Source organism: Streptomyces sp. NBC_01352 (assembly GCF_036237295.1).
GTDB classification, from domain to species: Bacteria; Actinomycetota; Actinomycetes; order Streptomycetales; family Streptomycetaceae; genus Streptomyces; species Streptomyces plumbiresistens.
In genome coordinates this window covers 4549467-4567246 of record NZ_CP108354.1, presented here as the reverse complement: position 1 = coordinate 4567246, position 17780 = coordinate 4549467, and the positions used below count along the sequence as shown (strand labels likewise).

Genomic DNA, 17780 nt, shown 5'->3' with positions numbered 1-17780 from the left:
GCGCCCGCGGCCGGGCGGCGTCCGGTCAGGCCGGCCGCACCACGCTGTGGATCGACGACTCGCCGTCGTAGAAAATGGACTCCTCGCGGACGTACGCGCCCGGCTTCGGGGCGTGGATCATCATGCCGTTGCCGATGTAGAGGCCGACGTGGCTGATGTCGTCGTAGAAGAAGACCAGGTCACCGGGCTGGGCGGCGGAGACGGAGACCGTGGTGCCGGCCTTGACCTGGTCGTAGGTGACGCGCGGGATGTCGACGCCGGCGGCCTTCCAGGCGGCCTGGGTGAGGCCGGAGCAGTCGTAGGACTCGGGGCCGGTGGCGCCCCAGACGTACGGCTTGCCGATCTGGGCGCGGGCGAAGGCGAGCGCCTTCTCGGCCTTGGTGGCGTACGAGGCGTCCGTGGCGGTGGACGAGTCGGTGGTGGTGGAGGAGGAAGAGCTCGACGAGCCGCTGTCCGTCTCCTGCTGAGCCGCCGCCTCCTCCCGGGCCTTCTGCTCCGCCGCCTGCTGCCGCGCCAGCTCGGCCGCCTTGGCCGCGGCCTCCTGCTGCTTCTTCCGCTCGATCGCCGCGAGCCGGGCCTTCTCCTCGGCGGTCAGTTGCGACAGCAGCGCGCGGGCGTCGGCGAGCTTCGTCTGCACCGTCGCCTTGGCGGTCTTGAGCTCGCCCTGTGACTTGGTGAGCGTCTGAAGGCTCTCGGTGGCCTCCTGGCGCTTCTTCATCGTCTCGGACTGCTCGGTGACGTAGTCGTCGACCGCGCCCTTCTGGCGGTTGGTCAGCCGGCCCATCAGCTGGGTCTGGTCGAAGTAGTCCTGCGGGGAGTCCGCGAGCAGGAAGGTCGCCGTGTCGGGGGCGGAGGCGCCGGTCCGGTACTGGGCGGCGGCGAAGGTGCCGAGTTCCTCCCGCGCCTCGTTGAGGCTCTGGGTGCGCTGGGCGACGTCGTCGAGGAGGGTGTCGACGCGCTTGCGCTGCTTCGCGGTCTTCTCCTGGGCCGCGTTGTACTTGTCGGTCGCCGACTCCGCCTGCCGGTACAGGTCGTCGACCTTCTTCTCGACCTCTTCGAGGCTCGGTTTGTCGTCGGCCGACGGGGCGGCGTTGGCCGTCTGGGACAGCAGGGCCACGGAGGTGAGGGCGGCCGTGGCAAGGGCCGGGGTCCGTATGCCTGCTACGCGCGTGCCCGAAGGGCGCGACTTGCGGTGCGACGCCAAGGGAGGCGACTCCTTCCACGTTCCGCCTACCGAGTTAGCTGTCGGGTTCGGGCGGGTGGTTAGGAAGGTTTGCCCTACGGCCCTTCCCTGGAAGGGAGTTCGGGCCGATTCACCCCAAGGTCGGTGGGTCCCCGGCTCCGGGCGCGCGGCGGCGCGTCGGACTCGGCGGAGGCCGTGCGGCCCGGCGACGTTCGCCGGTGGGTGTCGTACGGCCTGTCCGGCACCGTAGCCAACTGGTGTGGCCCCTGTGAAGGTTGATGTTCGATATGCCCGATACATTTTCGTGACCTTGGGTCAGGACATGGCTCACCGTGGTCGATCCGGAGTGATCTGCCACGACTTGTGCGTATTTTCGCCGGAGTGATGACGTCCGCCCCCTTCGGGGCGCTAGCTTCCACCCAGCCGCGGTCCGGTGCCGTGGCTGGGGAAGAGGGGCACGGCCATGACGAAACGCAGGACACTCGTCGCCACGGGACTCGCGACAGGAGTCGCACTCGCCGCCACCGCGGGCGTCGCGCCCGCCAGCGCGGGCCAGGGAGGTCAGGCGGGCGGCAAACCGGTCGTCCGGGTGATCGCGACCGGCCTCGACAACCCGCGCCAGCTCTCCTACGACCACGGTCGGCTGTACGTCGCCGAGGCCGGCCGGGGCGGCAAGAAGTGCATCGGGGAGGGGCCCGAGGGCGAGACGTGCGTCGGACTCACCTCCGCGCTCACCAAGGTCTACTGGGACGGGGGCGCGTGGAAGCACCACAGGGTGGTGAAGGGGCTGCCCTCGGGCGCCGCCCCGGACGGCGGCTTCGCGACCGGCCTCGACGGTGTCTCCGCCCTGCACGGCAAGGTCTGGGGCGTCGAGACGTACGCCCCGCCGGAGGCCGGAGTCCCGACGGCCCCGCCCTGGAACACCCTCGGCAAGCTGCTGGACCTCGGGCACGGCAAGGCGAGGATCGCCGCGGACATCTCGGCCGTCGAGTTCCGGCACAACCCGCACAAGGCGTCGCTGGAGTCCAACCCGTACGCCGTCCTCGCCCTCCCCGACGGCCGCAAGATCGTCGCGGACGCGGCCGGAAACGACCTGGTCGTCGTCTCGCCCGGCGGCAGGGCCCGCCCCTTCACGGTCTTCCCGGACCACGACGGCAACGAGTCCGTCCCCACCTCCCTCGCCCTCGGCCCCGACGGCACGCTCTACGTCGGCGAGCTGAACGGCGAGGCCGCCAAGCCCACCGCGCGGGTGTGGAAGGTCGACCCCCGGACCGGCAAGATCCTCGGCTGGAAGTCCGGCTTCGGCTCCATCGGAGGCATCGCCTTCAACGACAAGGGCGACCTGTACGTCAGCCAGCTCTTCGCCGGCCGGGTGACGAAGGTCTCGCACGGCAAACGTACGAGCGTGAAGGTGCCGTTCCCGGCGGGCGTGGCCGTCGACCCGTACGACGGCAAGGTCTACGTCTCGGCCTGGTCGATCGCGGACCGGGACGGCACGATGCTGGAGGGCAGGAAGACACCGGGCGGCCAGCTCTGGAAGATCCTCGGCTTCTGAGCCCTGCGGGAGCCTTCCGGAGTCCTTGCGGAGTTCTTCCGGAGAACCCTTCGAACGGGGCGAAGTTCTTGGGGTGGCGGCGGGCTGTCAGTGGGGCGTCCTAGACTCGGAGAGCGATGAGCAGCCTCTTTGATGACAGCTTCCTGGCGAACCTCCAGGGCCCCCGGGCCCACGAGGAAGAACCCCCGCCGCCCGACGACGATCACGCACCGGAGCCCGTTCCGGACGATCTGTTCGGCGGGAAGTTCGACGTGCCGCCGGACCGGGACGCGTACTACCGCGACGGCGCCCCGCGCCCGGCGGTGGACCCGGCCGCGCTCCTGGACGGGCTGAACGAGAACCAGCGCGCCGCGGTCGTGCACCACGGCACCCCGCTGCTCATCGTGGCCGGCGCCGGCTCCGGCAAGACCCGCGTGCTCACCCACCGCATCGCCCACCTGCTCGGCGAGCGGCACGTGCATCCGGGCCAGATCCTCGCGATCACCTTCACCAACAAGGCCGCGGGCGAGATGAAGGAGCGCGTCGAGCACCTCGTCGGCCCGCGCGCGAACGCGATGTGGGTGATGACCTTCCACAGCGCGTGCGTGCGCATCCTGCGGCGCGAGAGCAAGAAGCTCGGCTTCACCTCGTCCTTCTCGATCTACGACGCCGCCGACTCCAAGCGCCTGATGGCCCTGGTCTGTCGCGACCTGGACCTCGACCCCAAGCGCTTCCCGCCGAAGTCCTTCAGCGCGAAGATCAGCAACCTGAAGAACGAGCTGATCGACGAGGAGGACTTCGCCGCCCAGGCCACCGACGGCTTCGAGAAGACGCTCGCCCAGGCCTACGCCATGTACCAGTCACGACTGCGCGAGGCGAACGCCCTCGACTTCGACGACCTGATCATGACGACGGTCAACCTGCTGCGCGCGTTCCCGGACGTCGCCGAGCACTACCGCCGCCGCTTCCGGCACGTCCTCGTCGACGAGTACCAGGACACCAACCACGCCCAGTACGCCCTGGTCCGGGAACTCGTCGGCACCTCCGAGCACCCGGTGGACGTCCCGCCCAGCGAGGACGACCTCCAGCCCGCCGAACTGTGCGTGGTGGGCGACGCCGACCAGTCGATCTACGCCTTCCGCGGCGCGACCATCCGCAACATCCTCCAGTTCGAGGAGGACTACCCGGACGCGACGACGATCCTCCTGGAGCAGAACTACCGCTCCACCCAGACGATCCTCACCGTCGCCAACGCCGTCATCGAGCGCAACGAGTCCCGCCGTCCCAAGAACCTGTGGACCAACGCGGGCGCGGGCGCGCGCATCACCGGCTATGTCGCCGACACCGAGCACGACGAGGCACAGTTCGTCGCCGACGAGATAGACCGCCTCACCGACGCGGGCGACGCGAAGGCGGGAGACGTCGCCGTCTTCTACCGCACGAACGCCCAGTCCCGTGTCTTCGAAGAGATCTTCATCCGTGTCGGCCTGCCCTACAAGGTCGTCGGCGGCGTCCGCTTCTACGAGCGCAAGGAGGTCCGGGACGTCCTGGCCTACCTGCGGGTGCTGTCCAACCCGGAGGACTCGGTACCGCTGCGCCGAATCCTGAACGTTCCCAAGCGCGGCATCGGCGACCGCGCCGAGGCGATGATCGACGCCCTGTCCCAGCGCGAGAAGATCAGCTTCCCGCAGGCGCTCAAGCGCGTCGACGAGGCGTACGGCATGGCGGCGCGCTCCACGAACGCCGTGAAGCGGTTCAACACGCTGATGGAGGACCTCCGTACGATCGCCGAGTCCGGCGCGAGCCCGGCGACCGTCCTGGAGGCGGTGCTCGAACGGACCGGCTACCTCGCCGAGTTGCAGGCCTCCACCGACCCGCAGGACGAGACCCGGATCGAGAACCTCCAGGAACTCGCCGCCGTGGCCCTGGAGTTCGAGCAGGAGACGGCGGAGGGTGAGGCGTCCGGCTCGCTCTCCGACTTCCTGGAGCGCGTGGCCCTGGTCGCCGACTCCGACCAGATCCCCGACGAGGACGAGGACGGCTCCGGAGTCATCACCCTGATGACCCTGCACACCGCCAAGGGCCTCGAGTTCCCGGTCGTCTTCCTGACCGGCATGGAGGACGGCGTCTTCCCGCACATGCGCGCCCTCGGCCAGGCCAAGGAGCTGGAGGAGGAGCGGCGCCTGGCGTACGTCGGCATCACGCGCGCGCGGGAACGGCTGTATCTGACGCGGTCCTCGATGCGCAGTGCGTGGGGGCAGCCGTCGTACAACCCGCCGTCGCGGTTCCTGGAGGAGATCCCGGCACAGCACGTGGACTGGAAGCGGACGGGGGCGATGGCGCCCGTGTCCTCCGGCCCGGCGTCCGGGGTGGCGGCCTCGCTGTCGTCGTCCCGCTCCCGCTCGTCGGCCTCGGGTGCGTCCGGCTTCGCCACGCGCCGGACCTCGGAGAAGCCGACCGTGTCGCTGGCCGTCGGGGACCGGGTCACCCACGACCAGTTCGGGCTCGGCACGGTCGTGGGAGTGAAGGGCACGGGCGGCAACGCCGAGGCGACGATCGACTTCGGGGACGAGAAGCCGAAGCGGTTGCTGTTGCGCTACGCGCCGGTGGAGAAGCTCTGACCGATGCGGTGAGCCCCTGCTCGACAGGGGCTCACTGAGGTCAGACAGGGCTCGCTGAGGTCAGGTGGGGTCGATCCCGTGGCTGCGCAGCCACGGCAGCGGGTCGATGGCCGAGCCGCCCGCGGGCCGAACCTCGAAGTGCAGGTGCGGGCCGGTCGAGTTGCCGGAGTTGCCGGAGTACGCGATCGGGTCGCCGGCCTTGACGGTCGTACCGGAGGCGACGCGGTAGCTGGAGAGGTGGCAGTACCACGTCTCCGTGCCGTCCTTCTCGGTCACGATCATCATGTTGCCGTAGGCGCTGTTCCACTGCGTCCGCACGGTGCCGTCGGTCGCGGCCATCACGGTCGTGCCGTAGGAGACCGGGAAGTCGATGCCGGTGTGCACGGACATCCAGTTGATGCCGGACTGGCCGAAGTAGGCGCTGAGCCCGCGCTCGGCTACCGGCAGCGCGTACTTGGGGCGCAGCCGCTCCTTGCGCGCGGCCTCCGCGGCCGCCTTCTTCTTCTCCGCGAGTTGCTGGGCCTTGAGGTCGATACGTTCCTGCGTACGGCTGGCCCGGTCGGCGAAGTCGTCGGCGCCGGCGGAAAGGCTCTTCAGCTGGGTGTCCAGCTTGTTGTTCGCGGCGGACGGCTTCACGGCCGTCGCGTCCGACGCGGTCGTCGAGGTGTCGCTGCTGTCGTCGGCCAGGGCGCTGACGGACGCGGCGGCGATCCCCGCGACGCCCATCACGCAGGCCGAGGGCACGGCCACCGTCAGCAGCGCGGAGCGCTTGGGGGGCGGGCGGCGGCGGGAGCGGGAGGCGCCGCGGGCGGCGGCACGCGAGGACGGGGCGGGTGACCCGGCCGGCGCGGCGGCGGCCGCCGGGGTGACTTCTTCCTGGTCGTCGAGGAGAAGCGCGTCGGCCGCGGCGGGCATGGTGCCGGTGGCGGTCGACTCGGCGTCGTGCGAGGCGGTTTCGTCGTAGAGCTTGTCGTACGACTCGTTGTACGTCTCGCTGTGCGTCTCGTTGTGCGTGACCTGCTCGAAGGTGGCCGTCGCGTGCTGCTCGTACTCTTCGTGGCCGGTCGCGGAGGCGCCGCCGTCGGAGTTCCACTGGGTGGCGTCGTACGCGCCCGTGTCGCAAGCCTGTGAGCCCCATTCCCACTGCTGGGTCTGGTCGGCCGGGGTGCCGGAATGGTCGGGCTGGAGCCAGGCGCTCGCGTCCCACTGACCGCTGGCGTCGGGGCTGGTGGCCTGCGGCGGGATCGAGGAGAGCTGCTGGTGGCCGGTGTTCCAGGCGGTGGTGTCGTACCCGCCGGTGTCGTAGGCGGCGTGGTGCTGGGCCGCGTACGCGTCGTAGTTCAGGGTCTGGTGACCGCCCGTCGACCAGGTCGAGGAGTCGTACGAGCCGGTGGAGTCGCCGGGCATGCAGCCGAAGAGGGGGTCGGCCTCGAAGGACGCGGTGGCGTGGGCGCCGGTGTCGAAAGCGGTGCCCGATGCCGGGTCGAAACCGGTGGCGTCATACGTGCCGTACGTGGTGAAGTCGCCGTACTGGGCTTCCTGGGTGCCGTACGACGCGTAGGGCGCCGAGGCGGCTTCGGAAGCCGGAGCCGGGGTGGTCATGGTCCCCGACGGGTGACGGTCGTTCACCAACTTCTCTTTCGCCTCGACAACAGGGGCTGCCAGAGCAGTGCGGTGACTGTACCCGGCGGTATGCGGGCACGACAATCTTCGTCTGGTTTCGGGCGCGCAGGAAACGGGCATTCGGCCGTGTTTCGGGGGACGGCGGGCGTGGGTTTGGCCCTGTGTTCGAAGAGTGTTCGATGACGGTCGGCTTCGGTCGGACTGTCCACGGCTTGTCGAGGGGCTGTCAGCGGGCTGTGTCCGCCGCGATCACGCCACGGTCAGGCCGCCGGTGTGTCCCTCCGCCTCGGTCGCTGTCCGTGCCGTGTCGAGCACATCCCGTATTCCGTTCGCGACGGCGGGGTGCACGGGCAGGGCGAGATGCCCGACGCCGCTCACCCGGACGTTCTGCACGGTCAGGTCGGGGTGGTCGATGCAGGCCGTCTCCAGCGGGTCCATCAGGTGGTCGAGGTCGCTCCAGAAGCTGACGAAGTGCGTACGGCAGCCGGGTGCGGGCCGGGTCAGCTCCTCGAGCAGCTGCGAGCCGGGGCGCATCTGGCGCACGATCGGGTGCGCGTTCGCCAGCGGCACCACACGGGTGCCGGAGTGCGGTGTACCGAGTGTCACCAGTGTCCGGACGCGGAGGTCGCCGCCGAGCCGCTGTACGTAGTACCGCCCGATCAGCCCGCCGAGGCTGTGCCCGACGATGTCGACCTGTTCGCTGCCCGTGCGCTCGCAGATCTCCTCTATGTGCCGGCCGAGCAACTCCGCCGCGGTGCGGATGTCGCAGGTCAGCGGTGAGTAGTTGAGCGACTCGATCTGCTGCCTGCCGTGCTGGGCGAGACTGCGGCGCAGCAGGACGAAGACCGAGCGGTTGTCTATGAAGCCGTGCAGCAGGACGACCGGGGGCTTGGCCTCCCTGGGCAGCTGGGGCGTCCCCGCGTCGTCCGGTGACGGAAGCGGGGGCACGGGGGACCGGCGCTCCTGGGCGATGCCGGCGGGATAGAGGAGCAGGTGGCCCGCGAGGATCGCGATCTCCAGGGCGGTCGCCTTCAGGAGTGCCAGGGAGAGGCCCGCCAGTTTGCCCGGGAGCAGGTCCGGGAGGAGTCGCTGGCAGAGCGGAAGAAAGGGCAGCACTGCCTTGGTGACCTTCATGGCCGACCTCCTGTCGGCACACAGGGGGACGGCTCTGTCCCCCGTGTGCCCTCATGGGGAGGCGCGGTGGAGGTCCTCGACGGAGCGCGAGTGGGGCACGTGGGGTGAGGATGATGCGCGGCGCTTGTTTCCGGAGTTGTCGATGTGGCTGCTGTCGGTGATGGTGCTGGTGTTGCGCCGATGACCTGACGAGTTTCCCTGTCGGTGTGGCGACGAGGCTCCCCGCTGTCGTGCCTTACCTGCCCTGCGTGCCCTTCGTGCCCTCGCCGAAACGCCTCACCGCCGCGGCGCGTGGCCTGCGGCGCGGCGGTGAGGCGACCTCGTCGCGGCTCCCGAACGTGTCCCACCATGTGATTTCCCCCTCGGTATCCACCGCGAAACTGCCGGTTGCGGGATCCTGGCGATAACGTTCGTTCACTTTCCCGGCCGGTGCGGTACTTATCGGTACGGATGGATGTAGTCGCTTCATGGAGGCAGTGATGGGTGTGGCAGCCGGTCCGATCCGCGTGGTGGTGGCCAAGCCGGGGCTCGACGGCCACGATCGCGGGGCCAAGGTCATCGCGCGGGCGTTGCGCGACGCCGGAATGGAAGTGATCTACACGGGGCTCCACCAGACCCCGGAGCAGATCGTCGACACCGCGATCCAGGAGGACGCCGACGCGATCGGTCTCTCGATCCTCTCCGGGGCGCACAACACGCTCTTCGCGGCCGTGATCGCGCTCCTCAAGGAGCGGGAGGCGGAGGACATCCTGGTCTTCGGCGGCGGGATCATCCCCGAGGGGGACATCGCTCCGCTGAAGGAGAAGGGTGTCGCGGAGATCTTCACGCCGGGGGCGACGACGCAGTCGATCGTGGACTGGGTTCGGGCGAACGTGCGGCAGCCGGCAGGGGCGTAGGTCTCCGGCGGCTGAGCCGTGTTTCCGCCGCGGGTGGTCCAGGGTGACCTTCTCTGGGGGCTTCGCCCCCAGACCGCCGTCGGCGTCGGCCTGAACGGCCTCGTTCTCAAGCGCCGGACGGGCTGTTCTTCCTAGGCCGCCTCCAACTCCTCGGCCATCGCCGCCCGCAAGCGCAGCGTGGTCATCAGGCGCTGGAAGGCTTCCGCCCAGTACCCGCCGGCCCCTGGACTGGCGTCCTCCGGTTCGTCCGGCACCGCCAGCAGCCCGTCGAGACGGCTCGCCTCCAAGGGGTCGAGGCAGCGTTCCGCCAGTCCCATCACTCCGCTGAAACTCCATGGGTAACTCCCCGCATCCCGTGCGATGTTGAGCGCGTCCACCACGGCCCGGCCCAGCGGCACGGCCCACGGCACGGCGCACACCCCGAGCAGCTGGAACGCCTCGGACAGACCGTGGGCCGAGATGAATCCGGCCACCCAGTCGGCCCGCTCCGCCGAGCCCAAGGTGCCGAGCAGCTTGGCGCGTTCGGCCAGTGACACCGCGCCGGGGCCGCCGGCCTCGGGTGCCGCGGGCGCCCCGAGCAGGGCCCGTGCCCACTCGGCGTCCCGCTGCCGCACCGCCGCCCGGCACCACGCCGCGTGCAGCTCGCTCTGCCAGTCGTCCGCGACCGGCAGCACCACGATCTCCCGCGGGGTACGGCCGCCCAGTCGCGCCGACCACGTGGTGAGCGGCGTCGCCTCCACCAACTGTCCGAACCACCACGACCGTTCACCCCGACCCGCCGGAGCCTTGGCCACGACGCCGTCGCGTTCCATGCTCGGGTCGCACTCGTGCGGCGCCTCGACCACGAGGGTCGGTGCGCTGCCCGTGTGGTCGACGGCCACGCAGGCCCCGGCCCGCACCGCCATCCGGGCGGCGAGCGCGGAACCCGGCAGTGCCGACAGCAACTCGGCCGCCGTGGCCCGCACATTGCGGCTCCGGTCGGACAGTGCCTGCTCCAGGAACGGCTCGTCCTCCGCGGCCAGGCCCGTGCGCAGCGAGTCGAGGAACATCAGCCGGTCCTCGGCCCGCTCCGTCGCCCAAGTCGTCGCGAGGAGCTCGCGGGCGGTGGCGGGCTCGCGGGCGCGTATCGCGGAGAGGAGGGCGACCCGCTCGGCGAACAGTCCCTCCTGCCACAGCTGGTGGATCTTGTCGGTGTCCTCGGAGGCCGGCAGTGCCGCGCCCCCACCCGGTGTCGCGCGCAGGGCGAACCGCCAGTCCGGGTTCAGCCGGGCCAGCCACATGGCACGCGGTCCCGCGAAGGCCAGCGCCGCCGGGCGCAGGTCCGTACGTCCCCGGGCCGCGTCCAGGAGGGCGGGCAGCATCTCGGGGGGTGCGGCGAAACCGCGGGTGTTCGCCGCCGCCAGCCACTGCGGCAGGAGCTCCATCAGGTCCGGTGCGGTACCTCTGCGGCCACCGCCGCCGGTGCCGGGACGGTCGGCCAGGAGCATCGCCAGCCTGCGGGCCGCCGGGGCGGGCAGGGGCGGGCGCGGGTCCCGGGCCGCCGGTTCAGGACGCTGCGCGGCCCGGCCGGGCAGCAGGCCGGCCCGGCGTCGTACGGTCTCCGTGGCCGCCGCGTCCAGCAGCGTCACCGGCGCCTCGCGGCCCGGCGCCGAGCCCGGCGGTGTGCGCCGCTCCGTGCCGAGCAGCGCCGCCGTGACGAGTTCCTCCCAGGCGCCCGGCGCGGGCGAGTCCGCAGGAGCGGAGGTCCTGTTCATTCGGTTCCTTTCCGTGCGGTGCCTGGAAGTGGTTGAAGCCTCACTTGATGCGGGTGTCCCACGGGGCGGACCGCATGCCTGGATCGGGTGAGAAAGGGTGGATTGTCGGAGGTTGGTGCGTGGCGTGCGGCTGTCGGGATCGGTGATGCGAAGGGCGTTGCGCCGCGTGCACAACCGGTGACGGTGGGTGTCGCGCGGTGGTCGTGGTCCCGCCGGTCGTGGTCCCGTCGGTCGTGGTCCCTTCGGGTCAGCACAGGGACACCGCCTCGCCCGGCCCCTCCGGCCAGGCCGTCAGCGGGGTGAAGCCACGGTGGCCGCACTCGCCGAAGACCTTGACGGGTGCCCCGCCCGAGAGGGCGACGAGGCGCCACAGGCCCGGACGGGAGCGCGCTGCGGGGGTGAGAGGCAGCGCCTCGTCCCCGTCGGCGTCCGCCAGCTGCCAGGAGTCGCCGTCCGGGGCCGGGACGACCCGGTCCAGCGTCACCGGGACCGAGTCCAGCCAGGGATCGTCCCTGAGAGCCTCGCCGTAACGGTCGGCCGCCTGGGCCGGTGTCACTCCCGGCGGCCGGGTCGCCGCGGGAGAGGGCGGGGTGAACTGCTCGCCCAGGGCCGCTCGCACCTGCCCGGCGCCCGGGTAGGCGGAGACCTCCGCATCCAGGGCCAGACCCACCGGCAGCGCGAGCTCGGGCGCGCGGCCGGCGGCACCATAAGAGAGGAGCAGCGCCGTACGGGCCGACTCGGCGCCGTACAGCCATATCCGGCGGGTCGTCAGACGCGCGTCCGCCGTGTCGTACTGGGAGAGGACCAGCCAGCGGTCCCGCACCGGCGGGCCGTCCGCCGAGGCGGGCAGGCCGATGCGGGACCGGACCGTCGCCGCCAGGCCGTCGGGCAGCCGCTCCCGGCGCAGCCAGCCCTGGTCGAGGAGGTGGAGGAGAGCGCACTCCTCCAGCAGCCGCACCGGCCAGCCGGGACCGGACGACGGGATCGCCCCCAACTCGCGCACCCGCGCGGCCAGTCCGGAGGCCTGGGCGTCCACCATCCGGGCCGCCATCTCCTCCCACAGCCCGTACCCCGCCTGCTCCGCGCCCGCGAGACCGCCGCGCAGCAGGTCCGCCAGCCGCTGCTCCAACTCCGTGGCGCCCGCGGTGATCCGCTCGGCCCGGCGCTCCGCCCTGCGCCGCGCCGCCTCCGGATCACCGGAACCCGACGAGGAACCGGCCGCACCCGCCGCCCGCTTCTCCGTCGCGCGCCGCCTTCTCCCCTCTATCCACTCCCCGGCCCAGTCCGGCGGCTGCGAGGACGGCACCACACTGTCCTCGCCCGCCCAGAGCAGCAGCAGCCCGAGCGCGTGCTTGCACGGGAACTTGCGGCTCGGACAACTGCACTTGTACGCCGGGCCGGACGCGTCCGCGATGTCGACGACCGTCTGATACGGCTTGCTGCCACTGCCCTTGCACAGCCCCCACACCATCCCCTCGCCGGAACTCCCCGCCTCGGACCACGGCCCGGCCGCACCGAGTTTGCTTCCCGCTTTGCGTGATGAGGCGTCAGGCGCCAGTGCCAGCACCTGATCCGCACTCCAGCGCACCCCCTGCTGAGTCATGACATCGAAGGTAGATCCCCCCACTGACAATTGGTCCGGCGAGCGCCTTCGCCAGCACGTTTGCGCAGGTCAGATCGCGTTGTCAGTGCCGTGGTGCACGGTGGGTACCAGATCCGAACCGGCCGAGCTGGAGGGGGCCTCAGCCATGTCTGTGTCCGTGGAACCGATGTCTGTCGAAGTACCTGACGGGGCACCTGCCGTCGCGTTGCGGCCGCACGCCGAGGACGCCTTCGCCCATGAACTCGCCGCACTCGCCGCGCAGGACGACCGGCCGCGCCCGACCCGCTGGAAGCTGTCACCGTGGGCCGTCGCCACGTACCTGCTCGGCGGCACCCTGCCCGACGGCACGGTGATCACACCGAAATATGTCGGCCCGCGCCGGCTCGTCGAGGTCGCCGTCACCACCCTCGCCACCGACCGCGCCCTGCTCCTGCTCGGTGTGCCCGGCACCGCCAAGACCTGGGTGTCCGAGCACCTGGCGGCAGCGGTCAGCGGCGACTCGACGCTGCTGGTGCAGGGCACGGCCGGCACACCGGAGGAGGCGATCCGGTACGGCTGGAACTACGCGCAGTTGCTCGCGCACGGCCCCAGCCGCGACGCCCTCGTGCCCAGCCCGGTCATGCGGGCCATGGCCGAAGGGATGACGGCCCGGGTCGAGGAACTGACCCGCATCCCGGCCGACGTGCAGGACACGCTCATCACGATCCTGTCGGAGAAGACCCTGCCGATACCGGAACTGGGCCAGGAGGTGCAGGCGGTCCGCGGCTTCAACCTGATCGCGACGGCCAACGACCGCGACCGCGGGGTCAACGACCTGTCCAGCGCCCTGCGCCGCCGCTTCAACACGGTCGTGCTGCCACTGCCGGAGAGCGTCGAGGCCGAGGTCGACATCGTCTCGCGCCGCGTCGACCAGCTCGGCCGCTCCCTCGACCTGCCCGCCGCACCCGACGGCATGGACGAGATCCGCCGCGTCGTGACCGTCTTCCGCGAACTGCGCGACGGCGTCACGGCCGACGGCCGTACGAAGCTGAAGTCGCCGAGCGGCACCCTCTCGACGGCCGAGGCGATCTCCGTCGTCACCAACGGCCTCGCGCTGGCCGCCCACTTCGGCGACGGCGTGCTGCGGGCCGGTGACGTCGCCGCGGGCATCCTCGGTGCCGTCGTCCGCGATCCCGCGGCCGACCGGGTCATCTGGCAGGAGTACCTGGAGGCGGTCGTCCGCGAGCGCGACGGCTGGAAGGACTTCTACCGGGCCTGCCGGGAGGTGAGCGCGTGAGCGGCATGGGGCGAGGAAACCGGGGCGACGACGATTCGGGGTGGACCCGGAGGCGAGGGGGACGGTGTGACAGGCACTGAGGGGGACGGGCACAGGAGGCCCGGGGCGGGGCCGTTGCTGCTCGGGGTGCGGCATCACGGGCCCGGGTCCGCCCGGGCCGTGCGGGCGGCGCTGGCCGCGGCCCGGCCGCGGGTCGTGCTGATCGAGGGGCCGCCCGAGGCCGACGCGCTGATCCCGCTCGCCGCGGACGAGGACATGCGGCCGCCGGTCGCACTCCTCGCCCACGCCGTGGACGAGCCCGGCCGCTCGGCGTTCTGGCCGCTGGCCGAGTTCTCCCCGGAGTGGGTCGCGATCCGCTGGGCCCTGGAGCACGACGTCCCGGCCCGCTTCATCGACCTGCCGGCCACGCACACCTTGGCCTGGGGGCGGGACGAGCCGGGAGAGGGGGCGCAGGAGCCCGTCGGCGGGGGTGACGGTGAGCCCTCGTCCCGGGCGTCCGGCGGGCCCTCGGGAGGGGAAGAGGGCGAGCCCGCGGAGGGTACGGCCGGCGAGCTCCCGGCCGGGGGAGACGGCGAGCTTCCGCCCGAAGGAGACGGTGACGTCGGCAGTGACGCAGCCGGTCAGGCTGCCGACGGCGTCGACGTTCGGGTGGATCCGCTCGCGGTGCTTGCCGGGGCTGCCGGTTATGACGATCCGGAGCGCTGGTGGGAGGACGTCGTCGAGCACCGCGGGGTGGGCGAAGGGGACGCGTTCGCGCCCTTCGTCGCGCTCGAAGAGGCCATGGGGGCGCTGCGGGAGACCTATGGGAGCGGGGGGCACGACCGGGATCTCGTGCGGGAGGCGTACATGCGGCTCCAGGTGCGGGCGGCGCAGCGGGAGTTCGGCGACGGTGTGGCCGTGGTGTGCGGGGCCTGGCATGTGCCGGCGCTGCGGCAGAAGAGCGCCGTCGCCGCCGATCGGGCGCTGCTGAAGGGGCTGCCCAAGGTCAAGGCGGACATGACGTGGGTGCCGTGGACGTACCGCAGGTTGTCGCGCCACAGCGGATACGGCGCGGGCATCGACTCGCCGGGCTGGTACGGGCATCTGTTCGGCGCGCCGGACCGGCCGGTCGAGCGGTGGCTGACGAAGGTGGCGGGCCTGCTGCGGGCCGAGGACCGGCTCGTGTCCTCGGCGCACGTCATCGAGGCGGTGCGGCTGGCTCAGACGCTCGCCGCGATGCGCGGGCGCCCGCTGCCCGGCCTGAGCGAGACGACCGACGCCGTGCGGGCGGTGATGTGCGAGGGCTCGGACGTGCCATTGGCGTTGGTGCACGACCGGCTGGTCGTGGGGGACCTGCTGGGGGAGGTGCCGCAGGCGGCGCCCGCGGTGCCGTTGCAGCGGGACCTCGACCGGATCCAGCGCAGACTGCGGCTCAAGCCGGAGGCGCTGGAGCGGGAGTTGGAGCTCGACCTGCGCAAGGACAACGACGCCGAGCGCAGCAGGCTGCTGCACCGGCTGCGGCTGCTGGGCATCGGGTGGGGCGAGCCGGTGGCCTCACGCGGGAGCACGGGCACGTTCCGGGAGACGTGGCGGCTGCGGTGGGAGCCGGAGCTGTCGGTGCGGGTCGCGGAGGCGGGGGTGTGGGGTACGACCGTGCTCGGCGCCGCGACCGCCAAGGCCGAGGCCGAGGCCGTCTCCGCACAGGGCCTCGCGGACGTCACCGCCCTCGCCGAGCGCTGCCTGCTGGCCGAACTGCCGGACGCGCTGCCCGTGGTGATGCGCGTCCTCGCCGACCGTGCGGCGCTCGACGCCGACGTCGGCCACCTCGCCCAGGCCCTGCCGGCCCTGGTCCGCTCCCTCCGCTACGGCGACGTACGAGGCACGGACACCGGCGCGCTGACCGAGGTCGCCGCAGGCCTCGCCGAACGGATCTTCGTCGGCCTGCCCCCGGCCTGCGCCGCACTCGACGCCGACGCGGCGGAGGACATGCGACGCCATGTCGACGCGGTGCACGGGGCGGTGGGGTTGCTGGGTGATGCGGTGGTGTCCGCGCAGGGCGCCCGGGCCGATGGTGGAGCATCCGGCTCCGGCTCAACCGCCGGCCCCGCCCACGGCGATCTGCGCGAGCGCTGGTGCCGCGTGCTTCGGGTGTTGTCCGGGCGGGACACCGTGCCGGGCGTCGTACGGGGGCGGGCCGTGCGGTTGCTGCTGGACGAGGGGGAGTTGGCGCAGGACGAGGCGGCTCGGCTCATGGGGCTCGTGCTGTCGCCGGGGACGCCGCCTGGCGACGCGGCCGCGTGGATCGAGGGCTTCGTCGGCGGGGGTTCCGGGGGCGGAATGCTGCTCGTGCACGACGAGCGGCTGCTCGGGCTGGTCGACGCGTGGCTGACGGGCGTGCCGGCGGAGGCGTTCACGGACGTGCTGCCCCTGCTGCGGCGGACCTTCTCGGCGTATGAACCGGGGGTGCGTCGGACCCTGGGCGAGCTGGTCCGGCGCGGGCCGGGGCAGCGAGGGAGCGGCGCCGCTGCCGGGGTCGGGATACCCGGCTTCGCGGCCGACCTCGACAGCGAGCGCGCGGACGCGGTGCTGCCGGTGGTGCGGATGCTGCTGGGGCTGGACGGCGACGCGGCGAGCGCCGACGACAACGACCTGGTGGGGGTGGCGTGATGGCGACCATGACGACCGACCGGCTGAGCGAGCCGACGACGATGACGATGACGACGATGACGATGACGAGGGACAGTGCCGAAGCGGTGGAGGCGGTCAGGGACGGCCACGGGTGCCGGGGGGAGAGCCGTCCGACGACGACCGTGCCGGTGATGCCGCTCTGGGAACGGCTTCCTACGGGGGCGCGCGGATGACGAACAGGTCGATGGAACGGGTCTGCGAGCACAGGGGAGTGGCGGAATGACGACCGAGCCGACGGAGCTGACCGACTCGGCGCAGGAGCGGCTGCGGCGCTGGCGGCTCGTCCTCGGGGGCGACGCGGCCGACGGCACCGGATGCGCGCTGTCCGGGCAGGACGCCGCGATGGACGGGGCGCTGGCCGCGCTCTACGGCAAGGCGGACAAGGGGCCCGCGGGGCGGGATCGTTCGGCGGGGCTCGGGGCGTCGGCGCCTGCCGTGGCCCGCTGGCTCGGGGACATCCGGACGTACTTCCCCTCCTCCGTCGTACAGATCATGCAGCGCGACGCCATCAACCGGCTCGGCCTGTCCACGCTGCTGCTGGAACCGGAGATGCTGGAGGCGGTGGAGGCCGACGTGCACCTCGTCGGCACGCTGCTCTCCCTCAACAAGGCGATGCCGGAGACCACGAAGGAGACGGCACGGGCGGTCGTGCGCAAGGTCGTGGAGGGCCTGGAGAAGCGGCTGGCCAGCCGTACCCGGGCCACGCTCACCGGTGCCCTCGACCGCAGTGCGCGGATCAACCGGCCCCGCCACCACGACATCGACTGGAACCGCACGATCGCGGCCAACCTCAAGCACTACCTGCCGGAGTACGGGACGATCGTGCCGGAGCGGCTCATCGGGTACGGGCGGGCGTCCCAGTCCGTGAAGAAGGAAGTCATCCTCTGCATCGACCAGTCGGGGTCGATGGCGGCATCCGTCGTCTACGCGTCCGTGTTCGGGGCGGTGCTGGCGTCCATGCGGTCGATCAGCACGCGGCTCGTCGTCTTCGACACGGCGGTCGTCGACCTCACCGACCAGCTCGACGACCCGGTCGACGTCCTCTTCGGCACCCAGCTCGGCGGCGGCACCGACATCAACCGGGCGCTGGCGTACTGCCAGTCGCAGATCACGCGGCCCGCCGAGACGGTGGTCGTGCTGATCAGCGACCTCTACGAAGGGGGCATACGGAACGAGATGCTCAAGCGGGTCGCGGCGATGAAGGCGTCGGGGGTGCAGTTCGTGACGCTGCTGGCACTGTCGGACGAGGGGGCGCCCGCGTACGACCGGGAACACGCTGCCGCGCTCGCCGGGCTGGGGGCGCCGGCCTTCGCCTGTACGCCGGATCTGTTCCCGGAGGTGATGGCGGCGGCGATCGAGAAGCGGCCGTTGCCGATACCGGAGAGTGCGTGAGGGGGCGGGGAGCGTCGTGGCTCGCTGGTGATTTGTCGACCCGTTGACCTGCAATGTCGAGTTACGTGGACAGGCAAACCGGACATGACTGTCCATC

12 protein-coding genes and 1 riboswitch are annotated in these 17780 nt (G+C 71.8%); of the genes, 7 read left to right on the top strand and 5 right to left on the bottom strand.

Annotation, left to right across the window (positions count from 1 at the left end):
* Positions 1-25: 25 nt before the first annotated feature.
* Positions 26-1204: a C40 family peptidase gene (locus OG252_RS21070; protein WP_266434831.1), complete on the bottom strand. Its 1179-nt coding sequence runs from the start codon at positions 1202-1204 to the stop codon at positions 26-28.
* An 8-nt stretch (positions 1205-1212) separates the two neighbouring features.
* Positions 1213-1382: riboswitch (cyclic di-AMP (ydaO/yuaA leader) on the bottom strand.
* Between the two features lie 264 nt (positions 1383-1646).
* Here OG252_RS21070 and OG252_RS21065 point away from each other — a divergent pair.
* Positions 1647-2738, top strand: a complete 1092-nt coding sequence (locus tag OG252_RS21065; protein WP_266434828.1) for a ScyD/ScyE family protein — start codon at positions 1647-1649, stop codon at positions 2736-2738.
* Between the two features lie 116 nt (positions 2739-2854).
* Positions 2855-5338, top strand: a complete 2484-nt coding sequence (gene pcrA / locus OG252_RS21060) for a DNA helicase PcrA (RefSeq protein ID WP_266434826.1) — start codon at positions 2855-2857, stop codon at positions 5336-5338.
* 60 nt (positions 5339-5398) lie between these two features.
* On the opposite strand, the gene OG252_RS21055 is transcribed toward pcrA, so the two are convergent.
* Together OG252_RS21055 and OG252_RS21050 are read right to left on the bottom strand one after the other, a co-directional pair.
* A complete protein-coding gene (locus tag OG252_RS21055) occupies positions 5399-7081 on the bottom strand; it encodes a M23 family metallopeptidase (RefSeq protein ID WP_329337903.1) in 1683 nt (560 codons plus the stop codon).
* Between the two features lie 129 nt (positions 7082-7210).
* Positions 7211-8095 (bottom strand): lipase family alpha/beta hydrolase, encoded by an 885-nt coding sequence (locus tag OG252_RS21050; protein WP_266434822.1) that lies wholly within the window; start codon positions 8093-8095, stop codon positions 7211-7213.
* A gap of 479 nt (positions 8096-8574) precedes the next feature.
* On the opposite strand from OG252_RS21050, the gene OG252_RS21045 reads away from it, so the two are divergent.
* Positions 8575-8991, top strand: a complete 417-nt coding sequence (locus OG252_RS21045; RefSeq protein ID WP_266434820.1) for a cobalamin B12-binding domain-containing protein — start codon at positions 8575-8577, stop codon at positions 8989-8991.
* Between the two features lie 131 nt (positions 8992-9122).
* Here OG252_RS21045 and OG252_RS21040 read toward each other — a convergent pair whose 3' ends face one another.
* Together OG252_RS21040 and OG252_RS21035 are read right to left on the bottom strand one after the other, a co-directional pair.
* Positions 9123-10745, bottom strand: coding sequence for a DUF5691 domain-containing protein (locus OG252_RS21040; RefSeq protein ID WP_266434818.1), 1623 nt, complete (start codon positions 10743-10745; stop codon positions 9123-9125).
* A gap of 247 nt (positions 10746-10992) precedes the next feature.
* Positions 10993-12348: an SWIM zinc finger family protein gene (locus OG252_RS21035; RefSeq protein ID WP_266434816.1), complete on the bottom strand. Its 1356-nt coding sequence runs from the start codon at positions 12346-12348 to the stop codon at positions 10993-10995.
* A 145-nt stretch (positions 12349-12493) separates the two neighbouring features.
* On the opposite strand from OG252_RS21035, the gene OG252_RS21030 reads away from it, so the two are divergent.
* From OG252_RS21030 to OG252_RS21015, 4 genes are all read left to right on the top strand, one after another.
* Positions 12494-13624: an ATP-binding protein gene (locus OG252_RS21030; RefSeq protein WP_329337898.1), complete on the top strand. Its 1131-nt coding sequence runs from the start codon at positions 12494-12496 to the stop codon at positions 13622-13624.
* A 66-nt stretch (positions 13625-13690) separates the two neighbouring features.
* The gene (locus tag OG252_RS21025; protein ID WP_266434812.1) at positions 13691-16270 is read left to right on the top strand and encodes a DUF5682 family protein; all 2580 of its coding nucleotides are present in this window, start codon (positions 13691-13693) and stop codon (positions 16268-16270) included.
* Complete coding sequence (locus tag OG252_RS21020) at positions 16270-16464, top strand: hypothetical protein (protein WP_266434810.1); 195 nt, start codon at positions 16270-16272, stop codon at positions 16462-16464. The genes OG252_RS21025 and OG252_RS21020 overlap by 1 nt, the downstream gene beginning before the upstream one ends.
* A gap of 46 nt (positions 16465-16510) precedes the next feature.
* Positions 16511-17683 (top strand): VWA domain-containing protein, encoded by a 1173-nt coding sequence (locus OG252_RS21015; protein WP_266434808.1) that lies wholly within the window; start codon positions 16511-16513, stop codon positions 17681-17683.
* Positions 17684-17780: the final 97 nt, after the last annotated feature.